At 50.5% G+C, this 12844-nt stretch carries 13 protein-coding genes; 3 read left to right on the forward strand and 10 right to left on the reverse strand.

All coding sequences use genetic code 11. The annotated features are described in order from the left end of the window. Positions 1 to 429 precede the first annotated feature (429 nt). The 8 genes from AC4IE7_RS17235 to folB all read right to left on the reverse strand — a co-directional run bounded on the left by AC4IE7_RS17235 (position 430) and on the right by folB (position 8947). Positions 430 to 699 carry a hypothetical protein gene (locus AC4IE7_RS17235; RefSeq protein WP_490778100.1) on the reverse strand — a complete coding sequence of 90 codons (270 nt, stop codon included), beginning with the start codon at positions 697 to 699 and terminating at the stop codon, positions 430 to 432. A gap of 253 nt (positions 700 to 952) precedes the next feature. Beyond that, a complete protein-coding gene (locus AC4IE7_RS17240) occupies positions 953 to 1972 on the reverse strand; it encodes a RodZ domain-containing protein (RefSeq protein ID WP_490778101.1) in 1020 nt (339 codons plus the stop codon). After that, a complete protein-coding gene (gene pilW, locus AC4IE7_RS17245; protein ID WP_490778102.1) occupies positions 1969 to 2757 on the reverse strand; it encodes a type IV pilus biogenesis/stability protein PilW in 789 nt (262 codons plus the stop codon). Before pilW ends, AC4IE7_RS17240 begins: the two co-directional genes overlap by 4 nt. After that, a complete protein-coding gene (gene rlmN, locus AC4IE7_RS17250; protein ID WP_490778103.1) occupies positions 2754 to 3851 on the reverse strand; it encodes a dual-specificity RNA methyltransferase RlmN in 1098 nt (365 codons plus the stop codon). The genes pilW and rlmN overlap by 4 nt, the downstream gene beginning before the upstream one ends. 129 nt (positions 3852 to 3980) lie before the next feature. Further along, positions 3981 to 6188 (reverse strand): RelA/SpoT family protein, encoded by a 2208-nt coding sequence (locus tag AC4IE7_RS17255; protein WP_490778104.1) that lies wholly within the window; start codon positions 6186 to 6188, stop codon positions 3981 to 3983. A 269-nt stretch (positions 6189 to 6457) separates the two neighbouring features. Then, entirely contained in the window at positions 6458 to 7699 is a 1242-nt protein-coding gene (locus AC4IE7_RS17260) for a DUF1015 domain-containing protein (RefSeq protein WP_490778105.1), read from the reverse strand. Between the two features lie 379 nt (positions 7700 to 8078). Next, entirely contained in the window at positions 8079 to 8597 is a 519-nt protein-coding gene (gene folK, locus AC4IE7_RS17265) for a 2-amino-4-hydroxy-6-hydroxymethyldihydropteridine diphosphokinase (RefSeq protein ID WP_490778106.1), read from the reverse strand. Beyond that, positions 8594 to 8947: a dihydroneopterin aldolase gene (gene folB / locus AC4IE7_RS17270; RefSeq protein WP_490778107.1), complete on the reverse strand. Its 354-nt coding sequence runs from the start codon at positions 8945 to 8947 to the stop codon at positions 8594 to 8596. The genes folK and folB overlap by 4 nt, the downstream gene beginning before the upstream one ends. Positions 8948 to 9134: 187 nt before the next feature. Between folB and plsY the strand changes: the two genes are divergently transcribed. Together plsY and AC4IE7_RS17280 are read left to right on the forward strand one after the other, a co-directional pair. Then, complete coding sequence (gene plsY / locus AC4IE7_RS17275) at positions 9135 to 9719, forward strand: glycerol-3-phosphate 1-O-acyltransferase PlsY (RefSeq protein ID WP_490778108.1); 585 nt, start codon at positions 9135 to 9137, stop codon at positions 9717 to 9719. Positions 9720 to 9729: 10 nt separating this feature from the next. Continuing rightward, a complete protein-coding gene (locus AC4IE7_RS17280; protein WP_490778109.1) occupies positions 9730 to 10698 on the forward strand; it encodes an MBL fold metallo-hydrolase in 969 nt (322 codons plus the stop codon). Positions 10699 to 10760: 62 nt separating this feature from the next. Here the strand turns inward: AC4IE7_RS17280 and AC4IE7_RS17285 are convergent, their stop codons facing one another. Further along, positions 10761 to 11180: an antitoxin Xre/MbcA/ParS toxin-binding domain-containing protein gene (locus tag AC4IE7_RS17285; protein ID WP_490778110.1), complete on the reverse strand. Its 420-nt coding sequence runs from the start codon at positions 11178 to 11180 to the stop codon at positions 10761 to 10763. A 123-nt stretch (positions 11181 to 11303) separates the two neighbouring features. Continuing rightward, positions 11304 to 11744: a hypothetical protein gene (locus AC4IE7_RS17290; protein WP_490778111.1), complete on the reverse strand. Its 441-nt coding sequence runs from the start codon at positions 11742 to 11744 to the stop codon at positions 11304 to 11306. A gap of 156 nt (positions 11745 to 11900) precedes the next feature. Between AC4IE7_RS17290 and AC4IE7_RS17295 the strand changes: the two genes are divergently transcribed. Next, positions 11901 to 12794, forward strand: coding sequence for a phosphoribosylaminoimidazolesuccinocarboxamide synthase (locus AC4IE7_RS17295; protein WP_490778112.1), 894 nt, complete (start codon positions 11901 to 11903; stop codon positions 12792 to 12794). Positions 12795 to 12844: the final 50 nt, after the last annotated feature.

Consider the following 12844-nt stretch of genomic DNA (forward strand, 5'->3'; position numbering starts at 1 on the left):
GACACAGAATTTCGAAAGTCGCTTCAAGGGACTGGTGGGTATGAGTTACTCACTCAAAGCCGTTTGCCGAAAACTGGGTTATCGGCGAACGCCGAATCTTGGGGCAGTGCAGTCGCTGCTTACCTAAGAAAAGACGTTCATAAGTCATGAAGCATAGGATCAGCAAATGCTGAGAGTCCTATGTGTCAAATGATGAGAATTTAACGTAGTTCTGCCTCCATTCTGTCCATAATTCAATCATATCTCCTTTGAAATTCTCCCATTTGTGCAACAGGTGGTGATGCTTTCACCTTGAATCTGGAGGTTAATGAGAAAGCTTCTTTGGAGGTCGCCGTAGAGCCCCGTCGCACCAATCCTATTGATCAGTACGACAGGCCCCCGGCACAGATCCGTACGTGCGCTACTAACGCATACGGCTCCTACATCGAGTCAAACGCCGAAGCGCTCTGACGGATATGGGTGGCGTACGCGGGTGCTGGGTATGAATCGTTTGATCAGCTTTTTGGCTTTCTCCCAACTCATCACCTCACCCTTTTGACTACGCCGACGTAGTGCCTTCATCCAAGCCCGACAGACTTCTCGTCGAAAGGCACTCAACCTCTTGTGATTGTCCGGCACCGCAAAGTAGTTATAGTAGCCCTGTACGACTCGTTTTAACCACGCTCCGACTTTGTAAGGATGCCGATGTCGAGTTCGCATCAGCGTCTCTTTGATTTGTCGGAGTTTGCTTCTCTGGCGTTTGGCATTGCTCTGCCTTAGCAGTTTATAACCGCCGTCGCTGCGACGCTTTGAACACAGGTGTGTGAAACCGAATAATTCATGGACACCCAATATACAGACTTAACTCAAGTCATCGATTTACTTCCTCTCTGTATCACACAGCCTTATGACGCGACAGAGCCGCGCCCTACTCGCTGAAGGGGGTGGGTGTTACGTTTAACCCTGCTGTGCGTTATAGCTTTTCAGGATCTAGGGTAAATCTAGCTACCTTGCCTCGGGTAAAAGGTTTTAAATCGAAGGGTTCACCATCAATACTCAGGCTTACGGATGAGGCATTACCCAAAACCACAGTGAAAGGCCCATATTGACTGCTCAATCGTCTTTGAGCGCCACTTTTCATCTCACCAATAATTCTCGCTTTGCCATTCTGATCTCTGACTTCTGTCCAGCAGGAGCCACTGAATGCGAAAAGCAGGCTCTTTGTGTCAGTTTGAGTAGCTGGTTCGGCTGAGGCCACCGGGAGACTCTCCACCTGTGGTGCTGCGATCTCTTGCTGCAACTCCGTCTCAACTTGAGTCTCTACCTCTTCAACTAGCTGAGTATCTGATTGCGTACTCTCATCTGTGTTGTTGGTTTGATCTATTAGTGCCGACTCTTCGAAGTTTGAAGTGGCTGGAATCTCTTCAACAGGTTCTATCTCTATCGTCGTCGGTGCGATCTCCTGCGCTTCGAAGACTGGACTGCTATCAGATGGAGGGATCTGGAACTCTGCCTGACTCTCTTGCTGCATCATTTCAGTTGTCGGAAATGGCTCTGGCTCTTCCAGTTCCACCCGGTTCAACCACCAGAAAAAGAGCAGCGCTGACAACAACAGCACAATACTCCAAGTCATCAGCTTCATTACACCGTGACTGCTATGCATGGGTTTTGTCTGTTTCTCGTCCTGTCTTGGGAGTGTTGTTTGCTCCTCAGTTTTCGGCAGCAGACGTTGATAGGAGGCGACGATGGCATCCTCACTCAACCCCAGAAGTCGGGCGTAGTTTCGCAGGTATCCCTGAATAAAGACGGGGCTGGGCAGCTTTTCGTAGTCGTCCGCTTCCAGTGATTCAACTATCGAGGCTTGCAGGTGCAGCTGGGCAGCAACAGCTGATGCATCCAGCCCCTGACGCTCGCGTGCGCTTCTTAGTTGTAAACCCGGGCCCAGTGAGGCAGACGCCCGGTTTTCCTCATCAGCATTTGTTGGTACTTTCATTGCGCTTTTTCGACTTCGTAGAGCATCTGTATTTCGGGTGCATCCGGGAACTCTTTAAACAATCTGCTTCTATACTCGTCCGCTTTTGCCAAATCCTTGAGCTTCTTCTCGATCTTGATGCCAAGTAGTAGCGATGCAGCTGATGGACGGGACTGAGCGTGATAGCGTTCCAGATAGGCGCGCGCTGAAAAATCCTTTTTCTGATCAAGTGAGACTTTTGCCATCTGGTAGAGGGCAGTAGCGTATTTCGGGTTTGCTGTTAAAGCGCGTCGGTAGTAGGTTTCAGCGGTGGATATTTCATCTGCACGCTCACGACACATGCCAGCATTGGTCAGTGCCACCCAGGGAGTGGGATAGAGCGGATTGGCCAAGGCTTTTTGAAAATCAACTTGGGCTTCATCCAGCCTCTCTTGCTTGCAGTAGTAACTGCCCCGGGCATTGCGTATGTAAGGGTCTTGATTATCCAGCTTAACTGCCTCTTCATAATGCTTGCCTGCGAGTTCGTTGTTTCCCAACCGCTCGTAGAGAATTGCGATCACATTATGAGCTTGCGCATAGTCGTCATCAACTTCAATCGCTTTTTTGAGTTTTTTCAGGGCTATGGCAGATCGGCCCTCACGCAAATAGGCCATACCCATCTCAACATAGATCTTGGCCGGGCTGTTCTTTTTCTCTTGCCCTAAGTTACCAGTGGTATCACTATTTTTTCCCTGCGTTGCGCAACCAGCTGAAATGAGTAGTAGCAACGGTAATGCTATTTGTCGCCATCTGAAAATTGATTTCATGAAACACCTTGTTTGAGACTATCCAACCGCTCAAGCCGCAACTGCCGACTGCTGCGATCCCTGACTTTTCCAACCAACTGCCCACAGGCCGCATCGATATCATCACCACGGGTCTTTCGAGTCGTTGCAATAATGCCTGAGCGCTTCAAACGCATGCGGAATGCTTCAACCTGCTCCGGTGAAGAGGCCTGGTAGTCGGTACCGGGAAAAGGGTTGAAAGGGATCAGGTTGACTTTGGAGGGGGTTCCCTCCAGCAGTCGAATCAGTGCCTTTGCATGGGCCAGGGAGTCATTAATGCCATCCAGCATCACATATTCCCAGGTCACCTTGCGCCGTTTATCTCCGTGCACGAACTCCCGGCAAGCGGGTATCAGCTCTTCCAGAGGGTATTTTTGATTGATCGGTACCAACTGGTCGCGTAGTGCATTATCCGGAGCATGCAGTGAAACCGCCAGACTGACATCACAGACCTCACTCAAACGCTTGAGTGCGGGAACAATGCCTGAAGTGCTGATGGTTACACGATATTTTGAGACCATATAGGCCAGATCGTCCTGCATGATACTCATTGCTGTAATCACCGCTTCGAGATTGGCCAGGGGTTCTCCCATGCCCATCATCACGATATTACTCGGGGGCTCTCCAAGTTGACGACTTGCCACCCAGACCTGCCCGATAATCTCCGCGACTGTGAGATTACGATTGAAACCCTGCTTGGCTGTAGAGCAGAAGGAGCAATCCAAGGCACAGCCAACCTGAGAAGAGACACAGATGGTGCTGCGCCCGTTGTCGGGTATATAGACCGTCTCGATGCGCTGACCATCTTCGAGTTCCAGCAACCATTTTCGAGTGCCGTCCAGTGCCGGCTGCTCCATCGCTAAATTTGGAATTTTGACCTCAGCCGACTGATGCAACTGCTCTCGCAGTCGTTTCGAGATGTCTGTCATGGCATCGAAGTCGGTGATGCCATGCTTGTGAATCCATTTGAATACATTGCGCCCATGAAAGGCCTTGGAGCCGAACTCCAAAAAGAGGGCCTCCATCTCTTTCAAGTCAAGATTCAGGAGGTTGATTTTAGTCGATTCTTTTGTCAAAACGGGTGATTCGCGATGGTGGTTGACAGAGCTGATTGTGCAGAAAACACAAAAAATTACAATGTGTTAGTTTAGACCTGCTGGAGCTGACTGGCAATTGCGCTGCATAAGCCTGTGAAACTGGTTCGCTCATAGGAGCCGCCTCACAAGATTAATCTCCTGTAACTGCTCAATCTTCGACAATACCCGACTCAACTGATTCATATCTTTGACTTCAATGGTGAAGCGCATGGTTGCTGTATCGGTTTTTCGATCACTGTTGGTATTGACCCCGATCACATCGATATTCTCATTGGTGAGAATGGCTGAGATATCTCTTAGCAATCCTTTGCGATCGGCTGCCACGACCATAAAATCTACTGCGTATTGAGTCTCCTGCTGCTCATCACTCCAGTGTACCGGAATCAGTCGATCCTGCTCCTCATCCGACATCGCCCGGAGATTGGGGCAATCACGACGATGTACGGTAACCCCGCGCCCTCGGGTTACGTAGCCAATGATGGAGTCATAGGGAACCGGTTTACAACAGCGGGCTATGCTGGTCATCAGATCATCGACGCCGGCAACCACCACCTCCCCTTTTACCTGACCCTGGTGGATATGCTTTGATTCTGAAATCGGCTTGGAGCGTGGCGCCGGTTTCTCCCGACCACCAAAACCGGCAACCTGGATGGGAGAGAGATCCCCTCGGCCGATGGCTGCGTAGACATCTTCGCCATGCTGCAGATTGTGTTTGTCTGCAACCTTCTCCAGATCTGGTTTTTCACTGATCGAAAGCCGGGTCATCTCCCGTTCCAGTGCTGAACGCCCCAGCTCTACATGGTGTTCGTAGTCGAGCTGCTTAAACCACTGTTTGACCCGGTTTCTTGCCTTGGTGCTATGCAGGTAACCCAGATGGGGGTTGATCCAATCACGACTGGGGGTGCCGTTTTTGGCAGTCAAAACCTCTATGGTTTCGCCACTACGCAGGGGTCTGTTCAACTGCACGATGTGCCCGTCAACTCTTGCACCCCGGCACTGATGCCCAATATCGGTATGGATCGCATAGGCAAAATCGAGGGGGGTCGAGCCTTTTGGCAGTTCGACCACTTTTCCCATCGGGGTCAGCACATAGATCCGGGTAGACTCCATCTCCTGATCGAATGCATCCTGCAGTTCGCCGGTCTCTCCACCAACATCCTTTCTCTCCAGCCACTGCCGCATCCATACGATACGTCGCTCAAAATCGGTATCCTCTTTTGCGTCCTCTTTATATCGCCAATGGGCAGCCACACCCAGTTCCGCATGGTGGTGCATACCTCGGGTACGGATCTGCACCTCGAGGGTCTTCTCTTCCGGCCCGATGACTGCAGTATGAATCGATTGGTAGAGGTTAGCCTTAGGGGTGGCGATATAGTCATCAAATTCACCCGGAATATGTTTCCAAAGACCGTGTACGACACCCAGGGCTGCGTAGCACTGGGCAATATCATCCACCAGCACCCTCACCGCACGTAGATCGAAAATCTGCTCGATGTCCACCGCCTTACGCTGCATTTTGCGATAGATACTGTAGATATGTTTGGGTCGCCCGGTGATTTCAGCATCGACCCCGACTGCAAGAAATTTTTCTCGCAAAAGATCCATCACCTCTTGGATAAACTGCTCCCGATCCGCCCGGCGACCATCAAGCAGACTGGCAATTCGCTTGTACTCTTGAGGATGCAGAAAACGTAGAGAGAGATCCTCAAGCTCCCACTTGATCTGCCAGATGCCCAAACGGTTGGCCAGGGGTGCATAGATATCCTGTGTCTCTTTTGCCAACCGGCGGCTCATCTCCGGTTCGAGACTGCGAGCAGTTCGCATCAGATGGAGCTGTTCTGCAACTACCACCAGCACCACACGAACATCCTCCGCGATGCCCAGCAACAGACGACGAAGATTTTCAGCATGCTGCTCTTCATCTTCTACAGCGACCTCAGTGGAGAGGTCGGTCAAAGCACCAATGCGCCCCAGGTCATCAACCATGCGCGCGGCATTCACACCGAGTTCTCTCTGCAGCTTCTCCTCAGTGATATCTGGATCCTTCAGAGCGCCCAGCAGCATTGCTGAAGCGACCGTCTCCCGATCCATATGCAGATGCCCGAGTATCTCTGCCACACTCAGGGCATGGCGAAGCTGGCTCTCCCCGTTGAGGACATGTCGTTGCGGGTGGGCACTCAGCGCTATCTCTGCGGCAATACGCAGGTAACCCCTGTCATCATCACTGAACTCATCCGGCAACATCTCCAGCCAATGTTCGACAGCTGGCTTTTCGATGAGATCGCCTTCAGGGAGACTGCTATTGGTAGTAACCATCTAGAACCTAGAATCCGTAGCTGATCATGGATTTGCGGGAAATCATCGTCGACCCGGTTAGCATCTGCATGGTTCTCCATTAGTAATCAGTGCCATACCGGCTGCGCTAATGCTGCTGGGTATGCAGTTTTTTTTCACATATCCCTGTTGCGCTTCAGACCTCAGCCAACAGCTGAGGAGAAGCGTCTCTAATTGATTCTGCATACCATTCCTTGCTTCAAATTGTTGCGATCTTATGTGGAACCCAGGTTTTGGCGTTGCACAAAAAATCAGTCGAGTACGTGACTGACCAGACCATCCGCCAGCTTCGGCTCAAACCAGGTCGATTTGGGTGGCATCACCTCATCAGCGTCAGCCACTGCCATTAAATCTTCCATCCCGGTCGGATATAGGGAGAAGGCAACTGCCATCTCACCGGAGTCGACTCGTTTCTCAAGGCCGGATAAGCCCCGAATACCTCCGACAAAATCGATCCGGGAATCCCGTCGTGGATCACTGATCCCCAATATGGGTTCAATCAGATGGTCTGCCAGTAGACTGACATCCAACCGAGCCACAGGATCATCTGCAGGTATCTTTGCAGGGTCGAGGCGCAGTCTGTACCACTGTTGATCCAGATACATACCGAATTCAGCCGGCTCTGCAGGCTTCACTGACTCCTGCCTCTGTTCCACTTCAAATGACGCCTCTATCCTGGCGAGAAAATCTTCCTTACTGAGACCATTCAGATCCTTGACTACCCGGTTATAGTCGAGAATCTGCATCTGATTGTGAGGAAAGATGACGGTCAGAAAATAGTTGTATGACTCTTCACCTGTATGATCTGGATTAGCCGATTTACGTGAAGCCCCTACCCGAGAGCCTGCCGCAGAACGGTGGTGACCATCGGCAACGTAGAGCGCCCCCATGGCATCGAACAAGTCAGTCAGTCGGGTAACCGTCTCTTCATCATCCATAACCCAAACTTCATGCCGTACCCCGTCAGCCGCTGTGACATCCATATCGGCAGCTCCTTCTGAAACCTGACTTAAAATCTGATCGACTTCCGGTGCACTTGGGTAGACCAGGAATACCGGGCCGGTCTGGGCATTCAGCGCATCAACCTGACGTACCCGGTCATCTTCCTTGGCTGGACGAGTAAACTCGTGTTTCTTAATACGATTTGAATCATATGCCTCAACCGATGCCGCTGCAGCGAGTCCGGTCTGTACATGGCTGCCCATGGTCAGACGGTAGACGTAGTAGCAGGGCTTGGTATCACGAATCAAGACGCCCTGCTGCTGCATCCTGGCCAGGTTCTCTGCCGCTTTTTTGTAGACCTCAGGCGCATAGGGATCGGTTCCCTGGGGTAGATCTATTTCCGGCCTGGAGATGTGGAGAAAACTCCACTCCCGTCCTTTAGACATCTCCCGCGCTTCGGCCTCATTCATGACATCATATGGCGGTGCAGCAACATCGGCGGCACGGCCCTCGGCAGGACGGAGTCCAGGAAAAGCTCTGATCAGCGACATGGGGTTTTCCTCATGGTCAGGGTGTAGCCAAAATGGCCGGAATGATTTGCGAGGTGGGATTGTTTCAAAAGAGTCACAGGTGAATCAAGGGAGTCATTCAATCGATGTCAGAAAAATCCTACTTTAAAATGAGAACAAACCTGCATCTTAAATAAGGTTATTCACTTAGACTTTACACCGTCGCAGAGACGGAAGCCAAGGAAGACCCCCAGGTACATGGAGGTATAGGACTGATACCAATTGCCAACCAATCAGTGCGACACAAGATCCTGGTGCCCAAGGAGCGGGTGCCGGGGTTTTTTTATTCCGGGGTCTGAAAAGGCCTACAGCACCCCTTCCAGTAGCTATCCCATCACCAAATCAGAATAGCGCTAAAGCTCTACAGACTGCTTTGCAGCGGCATATCCACTTGCCAGAGTGGCTGCGCTGACTGATCGAAGGCCTGCCACAACTGCCGATAAGTTTTTCCTACCCGAGGGTGAAACTCTTCTCCTGCCACCTCAGACAGGGGGAGCAATACGAAGGCATAGCGCAAAATTTCATCTCTTGGAAGCTGCATTTCACCCTTATCGACAACCTCTGCTCCATAGGTCAGCAGATCGATATCAATGGTTCTGGCATCAAATTTATCCCCGCCTCGTTGTCTGCCATGTCTCTCTTCTATCCCTTTCAGCCGTTCGTTCAGAGTGACAGGCGACAACCGGGTATGAATACCCACTACCAGATTTATAAAATTATCACCCTTGAATCCCACTGCTTCACTCTCATATACCGGAGATATGCAGAGATCCCCGAACATCGCCCGCAAATCATCAATCGCCTTCGGAAGATGGCGCATGGGTGCCTGGTTACTTCCCAGGCTCAACCAGGCACGGACCAACTGACTGGATTGAGTCAATGCCTGGTTCTCTCAATAATCACCCCCACATCACGGGCAGCACTGACAGCCCCAATCTTGTTTAAGGTCAATCTTACCCAGGGAACCTGAAACTCATTAAGCACTATCTCAGCACATCGTTCAGCCAGCGTCTCTACCAGTTGGAATTTGCTCCCGCGCACAAAGGAGACCAGACGTTTGCTTACAGCTTTGTAATCCAGTGCATCCTCAATTGCGTCCGACTTCGCCCCCTTGGCAATATCGGCTCCCATCTCCAAATCGATTACCACCGTCTGTGTAATCTCTCTTTCCCAGTCGTAAATACCGATCACAGTTTCGATGCGCAGATCACGAATGAAGACGATATCCATAATTTCAGAACCATAGCTTGTAAAAAATGCCAATGGTAGTTGAGTATTGATGAAGAACAAACCCCTAATCAGATGGGGAGTTGATGAGTTGCCGTCCCTTTGCTTCTATCCGCTCAACTCAAATGGAGGTCGAGCGCCTATAAAACCCAGCTTGACCTGAAGCGGTGACAAAGGTTCAAATTAGGCCATGATCATCAATTCAATATTAATTTTCAGTGCCTATCTACTCGGTTCAATCTCCAGTGCGATCATCGTCTGTCGTCTGATGGGCCTACCTGACCCACGAAGCCAAGGCTCAAATAACCCAGGCGCAACCAATGTGCTTCGAATCGGCGGTAAGAAAGCCGCTGCGATCACCCTTTTCGGGGATATGGTTAAAGGGTTGATCCCGATGTTGATTGCCCATCTGCTGGAGGCACCACCTCTAATACTCGCACTCACAGGTTTCGCTGCTTTTCTCGGCCACCTCTACCCACTGTTTTTTAACTTTGCAGGGGGCAAAGGGGTCGCGACTGCGTTGGGTGTACAATTTGGCCTGCACTGGGGAGTGGGTCTCTCAGTAGCCCTGGTCTGGCTATTTACAGCCAAAGTCATCAATATCTCTTCTCTCTCAGCCCTGATCTCCATGGCGCTGGCCCCACTCTTTGTTTGGCTGATATGGCCTGAACCTGAACTGATTATTATGCAAATCCTGGTAAGCTGCCTACTCTTCTGGCGCCACCGATCCAACATAACCAATCTTATCTCCGGCGCCGAAAATAAGATCAGCTAGCGAGTCTACGATGAGCAACACCCAAACCCTGGAATACGCACACCAAATCACCTGTATCGACACGTTTTATCAGCGTCCAGGCCTGGCGGCCTGCTACCTGTTGGAAGCGGAAGGTGAAGCGGTCTTTATCGATACCGGAACCAGCAACAGCGTGCCCCATTTGATGGCGGTCTTGGAAGCAAAAGGGCTCTCACCTTCACAAGTCCGTTATGTGATACCCACCCATGTACACCTTGATCATGCCGGTGGTTCAGGCAAGTTAATGAGTCTACTGCCGCGTGCCTCATTGGTGATCCACCCTTACGGGGCAAAGCACCTAATCGATCCATCAAAACTGATTGCAGGGGCTACAGCAGTCTATGGAGAAGTGGCATTCGAGGAGCAATTCGGCCAGCTTGAGCCCATTCCGCAAGAGCGGGTGATCGAAGCACCAGACGGTTTTCGTTTGACCTTTGGCAATCGGGAACTGCTCTGTCTAGACACGCCCGGTCATGCCCGTCACCATATCTGTATCTTTGATGAGCAGAGCCGGGGCCTCTTTACGGGGGATACCTTTGGTCTCTCCTATGCAGAACTTAATGGCTCTCAGGGTTCGTTTATGATTCCCGCCACCACACCCATCCAGCTCGACCCGGATGCCTGGTACGAAACCCTTGATCGACTGATGGACTTAAAGCCGGAAAAAATATACCTGACCCATTTCGGCGAAGTCACTCAACCCGATCTCCTGGTCAAGCAATTACGCAAACATTTAGAGGAGTTCACCCAAATTGCACTTGCCTGCGAGGCAGAGCCAGGTAAAGCAAGAAAAGCCCAGATCCAGGCTCAACTACAATCCTGGTTACTGCAGAAACTTCAGCAAAATGGCTCTACCCTGCCCCCAGAAAAGATCGTCGAGTTGATGGAGATGGATCTTGATCTGGATGCCCAGGGCATGGAAGTCTGGTTGGCCCGTCGAGAAGAGGCCGCAGCAAGCTGACGGTCAGCAACAGAGGCATCTATTCGTGTTTAACGAATAGATGCCAGTTATCCGGAAACCCTTCAGATAGGTGTGGATCCGCTCTGCTCCCAAGCAAACGTGCAATCGAGGCGAGAGAGTACGTAGACCATACCCTGCTCTCCATCACCCATCATCATCGACAAAGGGCTTCGCTTATTGAAGAGGTGGTTGCGTTGCCGAAGCCAGCGTTTACCCATGCTTGAATTGGTAGGGTAAGTTGTACGCAGGGCATCGTTGATACGTACCAGATACTCGATACGCCTCATCACTTCAGGACTATCAGGGAGCGCCTTGTTATGGCGATATCGGGTTATGTGGCGTGGCTTGCCATTAATCTGGAGCAGCGACATCATCTCCTCGCTGTGTAACCCCCAACTGTCTAATAGATCCATTACTCCCCGGGTGATTGCCATTTGCTCACCCGCAGAACGAACTGTAGTTTCTGGTATGGTTTCGGTCATATCTGCAAATCCCTAGTGTTTAACTTGGTTTTTTCAGAGTCTAGCACGATTCGCGGCACCAAAACCCAATATAAATCGTGGTAATTAGCCCGGTACCTCAACAACTATATTCAGCCTCCAAAGTCACCCCTGCCCCTTCCACAGGGAGTGCCACCAACGCTTACGGTTATTAGGCATCGCAATGGCTGGCAGATCAACGGGCTTTAGCTTACTCAGTATCCATCCCGGCAGTGGCGGATTATCGCTATAGCCACAAGAGACCCCGAGATTGTTAGGATCGTAAATCTTGATAAATGCGGGTTGTTTCAAATCATCCGCATAGACGATACCGCAATACTCTTCGTCATGCTCACTCCGCAATAACTCATCAATCCGATCTACAAAGATCAGCAACTCTGCATCGTCAGTTGATGTTTCTGGCGGAGATTCTCCAACAGCATAGATATACCATCCCCCTGTGGCATCCTCTTTCAATGCCTGCCAAAGATCATCCAGCTGAGGCCATCTAAGTGCTGAAGTGAAGCTGCCTTTGAAGGCCAGCATAAATTCGCTTTCTCTATTCATCACCACACCTGAAACGGAGTTAACCGTATAGGGAACCTCACAACGGGTCATGCAACAACATTTCAGAGGTTCATAAATCTATTCGATTGAGGATCGACATGAGTTTCATACCCGATCATGGGTATAATGACCCTTTACCTCAGCTGGTTACAACCCATGACGAACGACAGCCAAACTCTTTTCGAATCGAATCTGGACCTAAAGCTCCTCAATCGGGGAAAAGTACGTGACATCTATGAGATAGATGAGCAACACCTGTTGATCGTCACCAGTGACCGTCTTTCAGCCTTTGATGTGGTTCTGCCACAACCAATCCCAGGTAAAGGTGAGGTACTGACCAGAGTGGCTAACTTCTGGTTTGATCGCACACAAGCCCTGATACCAAATCACCTTGCCACGCTCTCCCTTGATAATATTGTGCCTGATTCCGAGCAACGCCGAAGCCTCGGTGAACGCGCTATGATTGTTCGCAAACTCAAGCCGCTCCCGGTTGAAGCGATCGTACGGGGCTATCTGATCGGTTCGGGATGGAAGGACTATCAGGCAAATGGTTCAGTTTGCGGTATCCAGCTGCCTGAGCATCTCAAACAAGCCGATCGTTTACCGAATGCCATCTTCACGCCATCCACCAAAGCCGAGGTTGGTGACCATGATGTGAATATCGATTTTTCTCAGGCCAGGGATCTGCTTGGCAGCGAAATGGCAGAACAGGTCAAACAGGTCAGCCTGCGTATCTATACCGAGGCAGCAGACTATGCCTTATCACGAGGTATTATCATTGCCGATACCAAATTTGAATTCGGTGTGGATGATGAGGGTCAACTACATTTGATTGATGAAGTTCTGACACCGGATTCATCGAGATTTTGGCCAGCAGATTCATATCGACCTGGCACTAGCCCTGTCAGTTTTGACAAACAGTTTGTCAGAGATTATCTGGAAACCCTTGATTGGGATAAAACCCCACCTGGTCCAGAGCTACCACAAGAGGTGATCGATAAAACTGCAGAAAAATACAGAGAGGCAGAAAAGCGTCTCACTAGTGGGTGATGATTTAATTTAAAGAACAACCAACTAAAGCACTGTATAAAACAAACTAA

Source organism: Candidatus Thiodiazotropha sp. AKAK3, from assembly GCF_058244645.1.

Bases quoted from the DNA above. Each gene is read 5' to 3' on its own strand.
- AC4IE7_RS17280 (WP_490778109.1), top strand. From the start codon at position 9,730: ATGAGCAACACCCAAACCCTGGAATACGCACACCAAATCACCTGTATC.
- pilW (WP_490778102.1), bottom strand. From the start codon at position 2,757: ATGAAATCAATTTTCAGATGGCGACAAATAGCATTACCGTTGCTACTA.
- AC4IE7_RS17260 (WP_490778105.1), bottom strand. From the start codon at position 7,699: ATGTCGCTGATCAGAGCTTTTCCTGGACTCCGTCCTGCCGAGGGCCGT.
- plsY (WP_490778108.1), top strand. From the start codon at position 9,135: ATGATCATCAATTCAATATTAATTTTCAGTGCCTATCTACTCGGTTCA.
- AC4IE7_RS17295 (WP_490778112.1), top strand. From the start codon at position 11,901: ATGACGAACGACAGCCAAACTCTTTTCGAATCGAATCTGGACCTAAAG.
- AC4IE7_RS17255 (WP_490778104.1), bottom strand. From the start codon at position 6,188: ATGGTTACTACCAATAGCAGTCTCCCTGAAGGCGATCTCATCGAAAAG.
- AC4IE7_RS17290 (WP_490778111.1), bottom strand. From the start codon at position 11,744: ATGAATAGAGAAAGCGAATTTATGCTGGCCTTCAAAGGCAGCTTCACT.
- folB (WP_490778107.1), bottom strand. From the start codon at position 8,947: ATGGATATCGTCTTCATTCGTGATCTGCGCATCGAAACTGTGATCGGT.
- AC4IE7_RS17285 (WP_490778110.1), bottom strand. From the start codon at position 11,180: ATGACCGAAACCATACCAGAAACTACAGTTCGTTCTGCGGGTGAGCAA.
- AC4IE7_RS17240 (WP_490778101.1), bottom strand. From the start codon at position 1,972: ATGAAAGTACCAACAAATGCTGATGAGGAAAACCGGGCGTCTGCCTCA.
- AC4IE7_RS17235 (WP_490778100.1), bottom strand. From the start codon at position 699: ATGCGAACTCGACATCGGCATCCTTACAAAGTCGGAGCGTGGTTAAAA.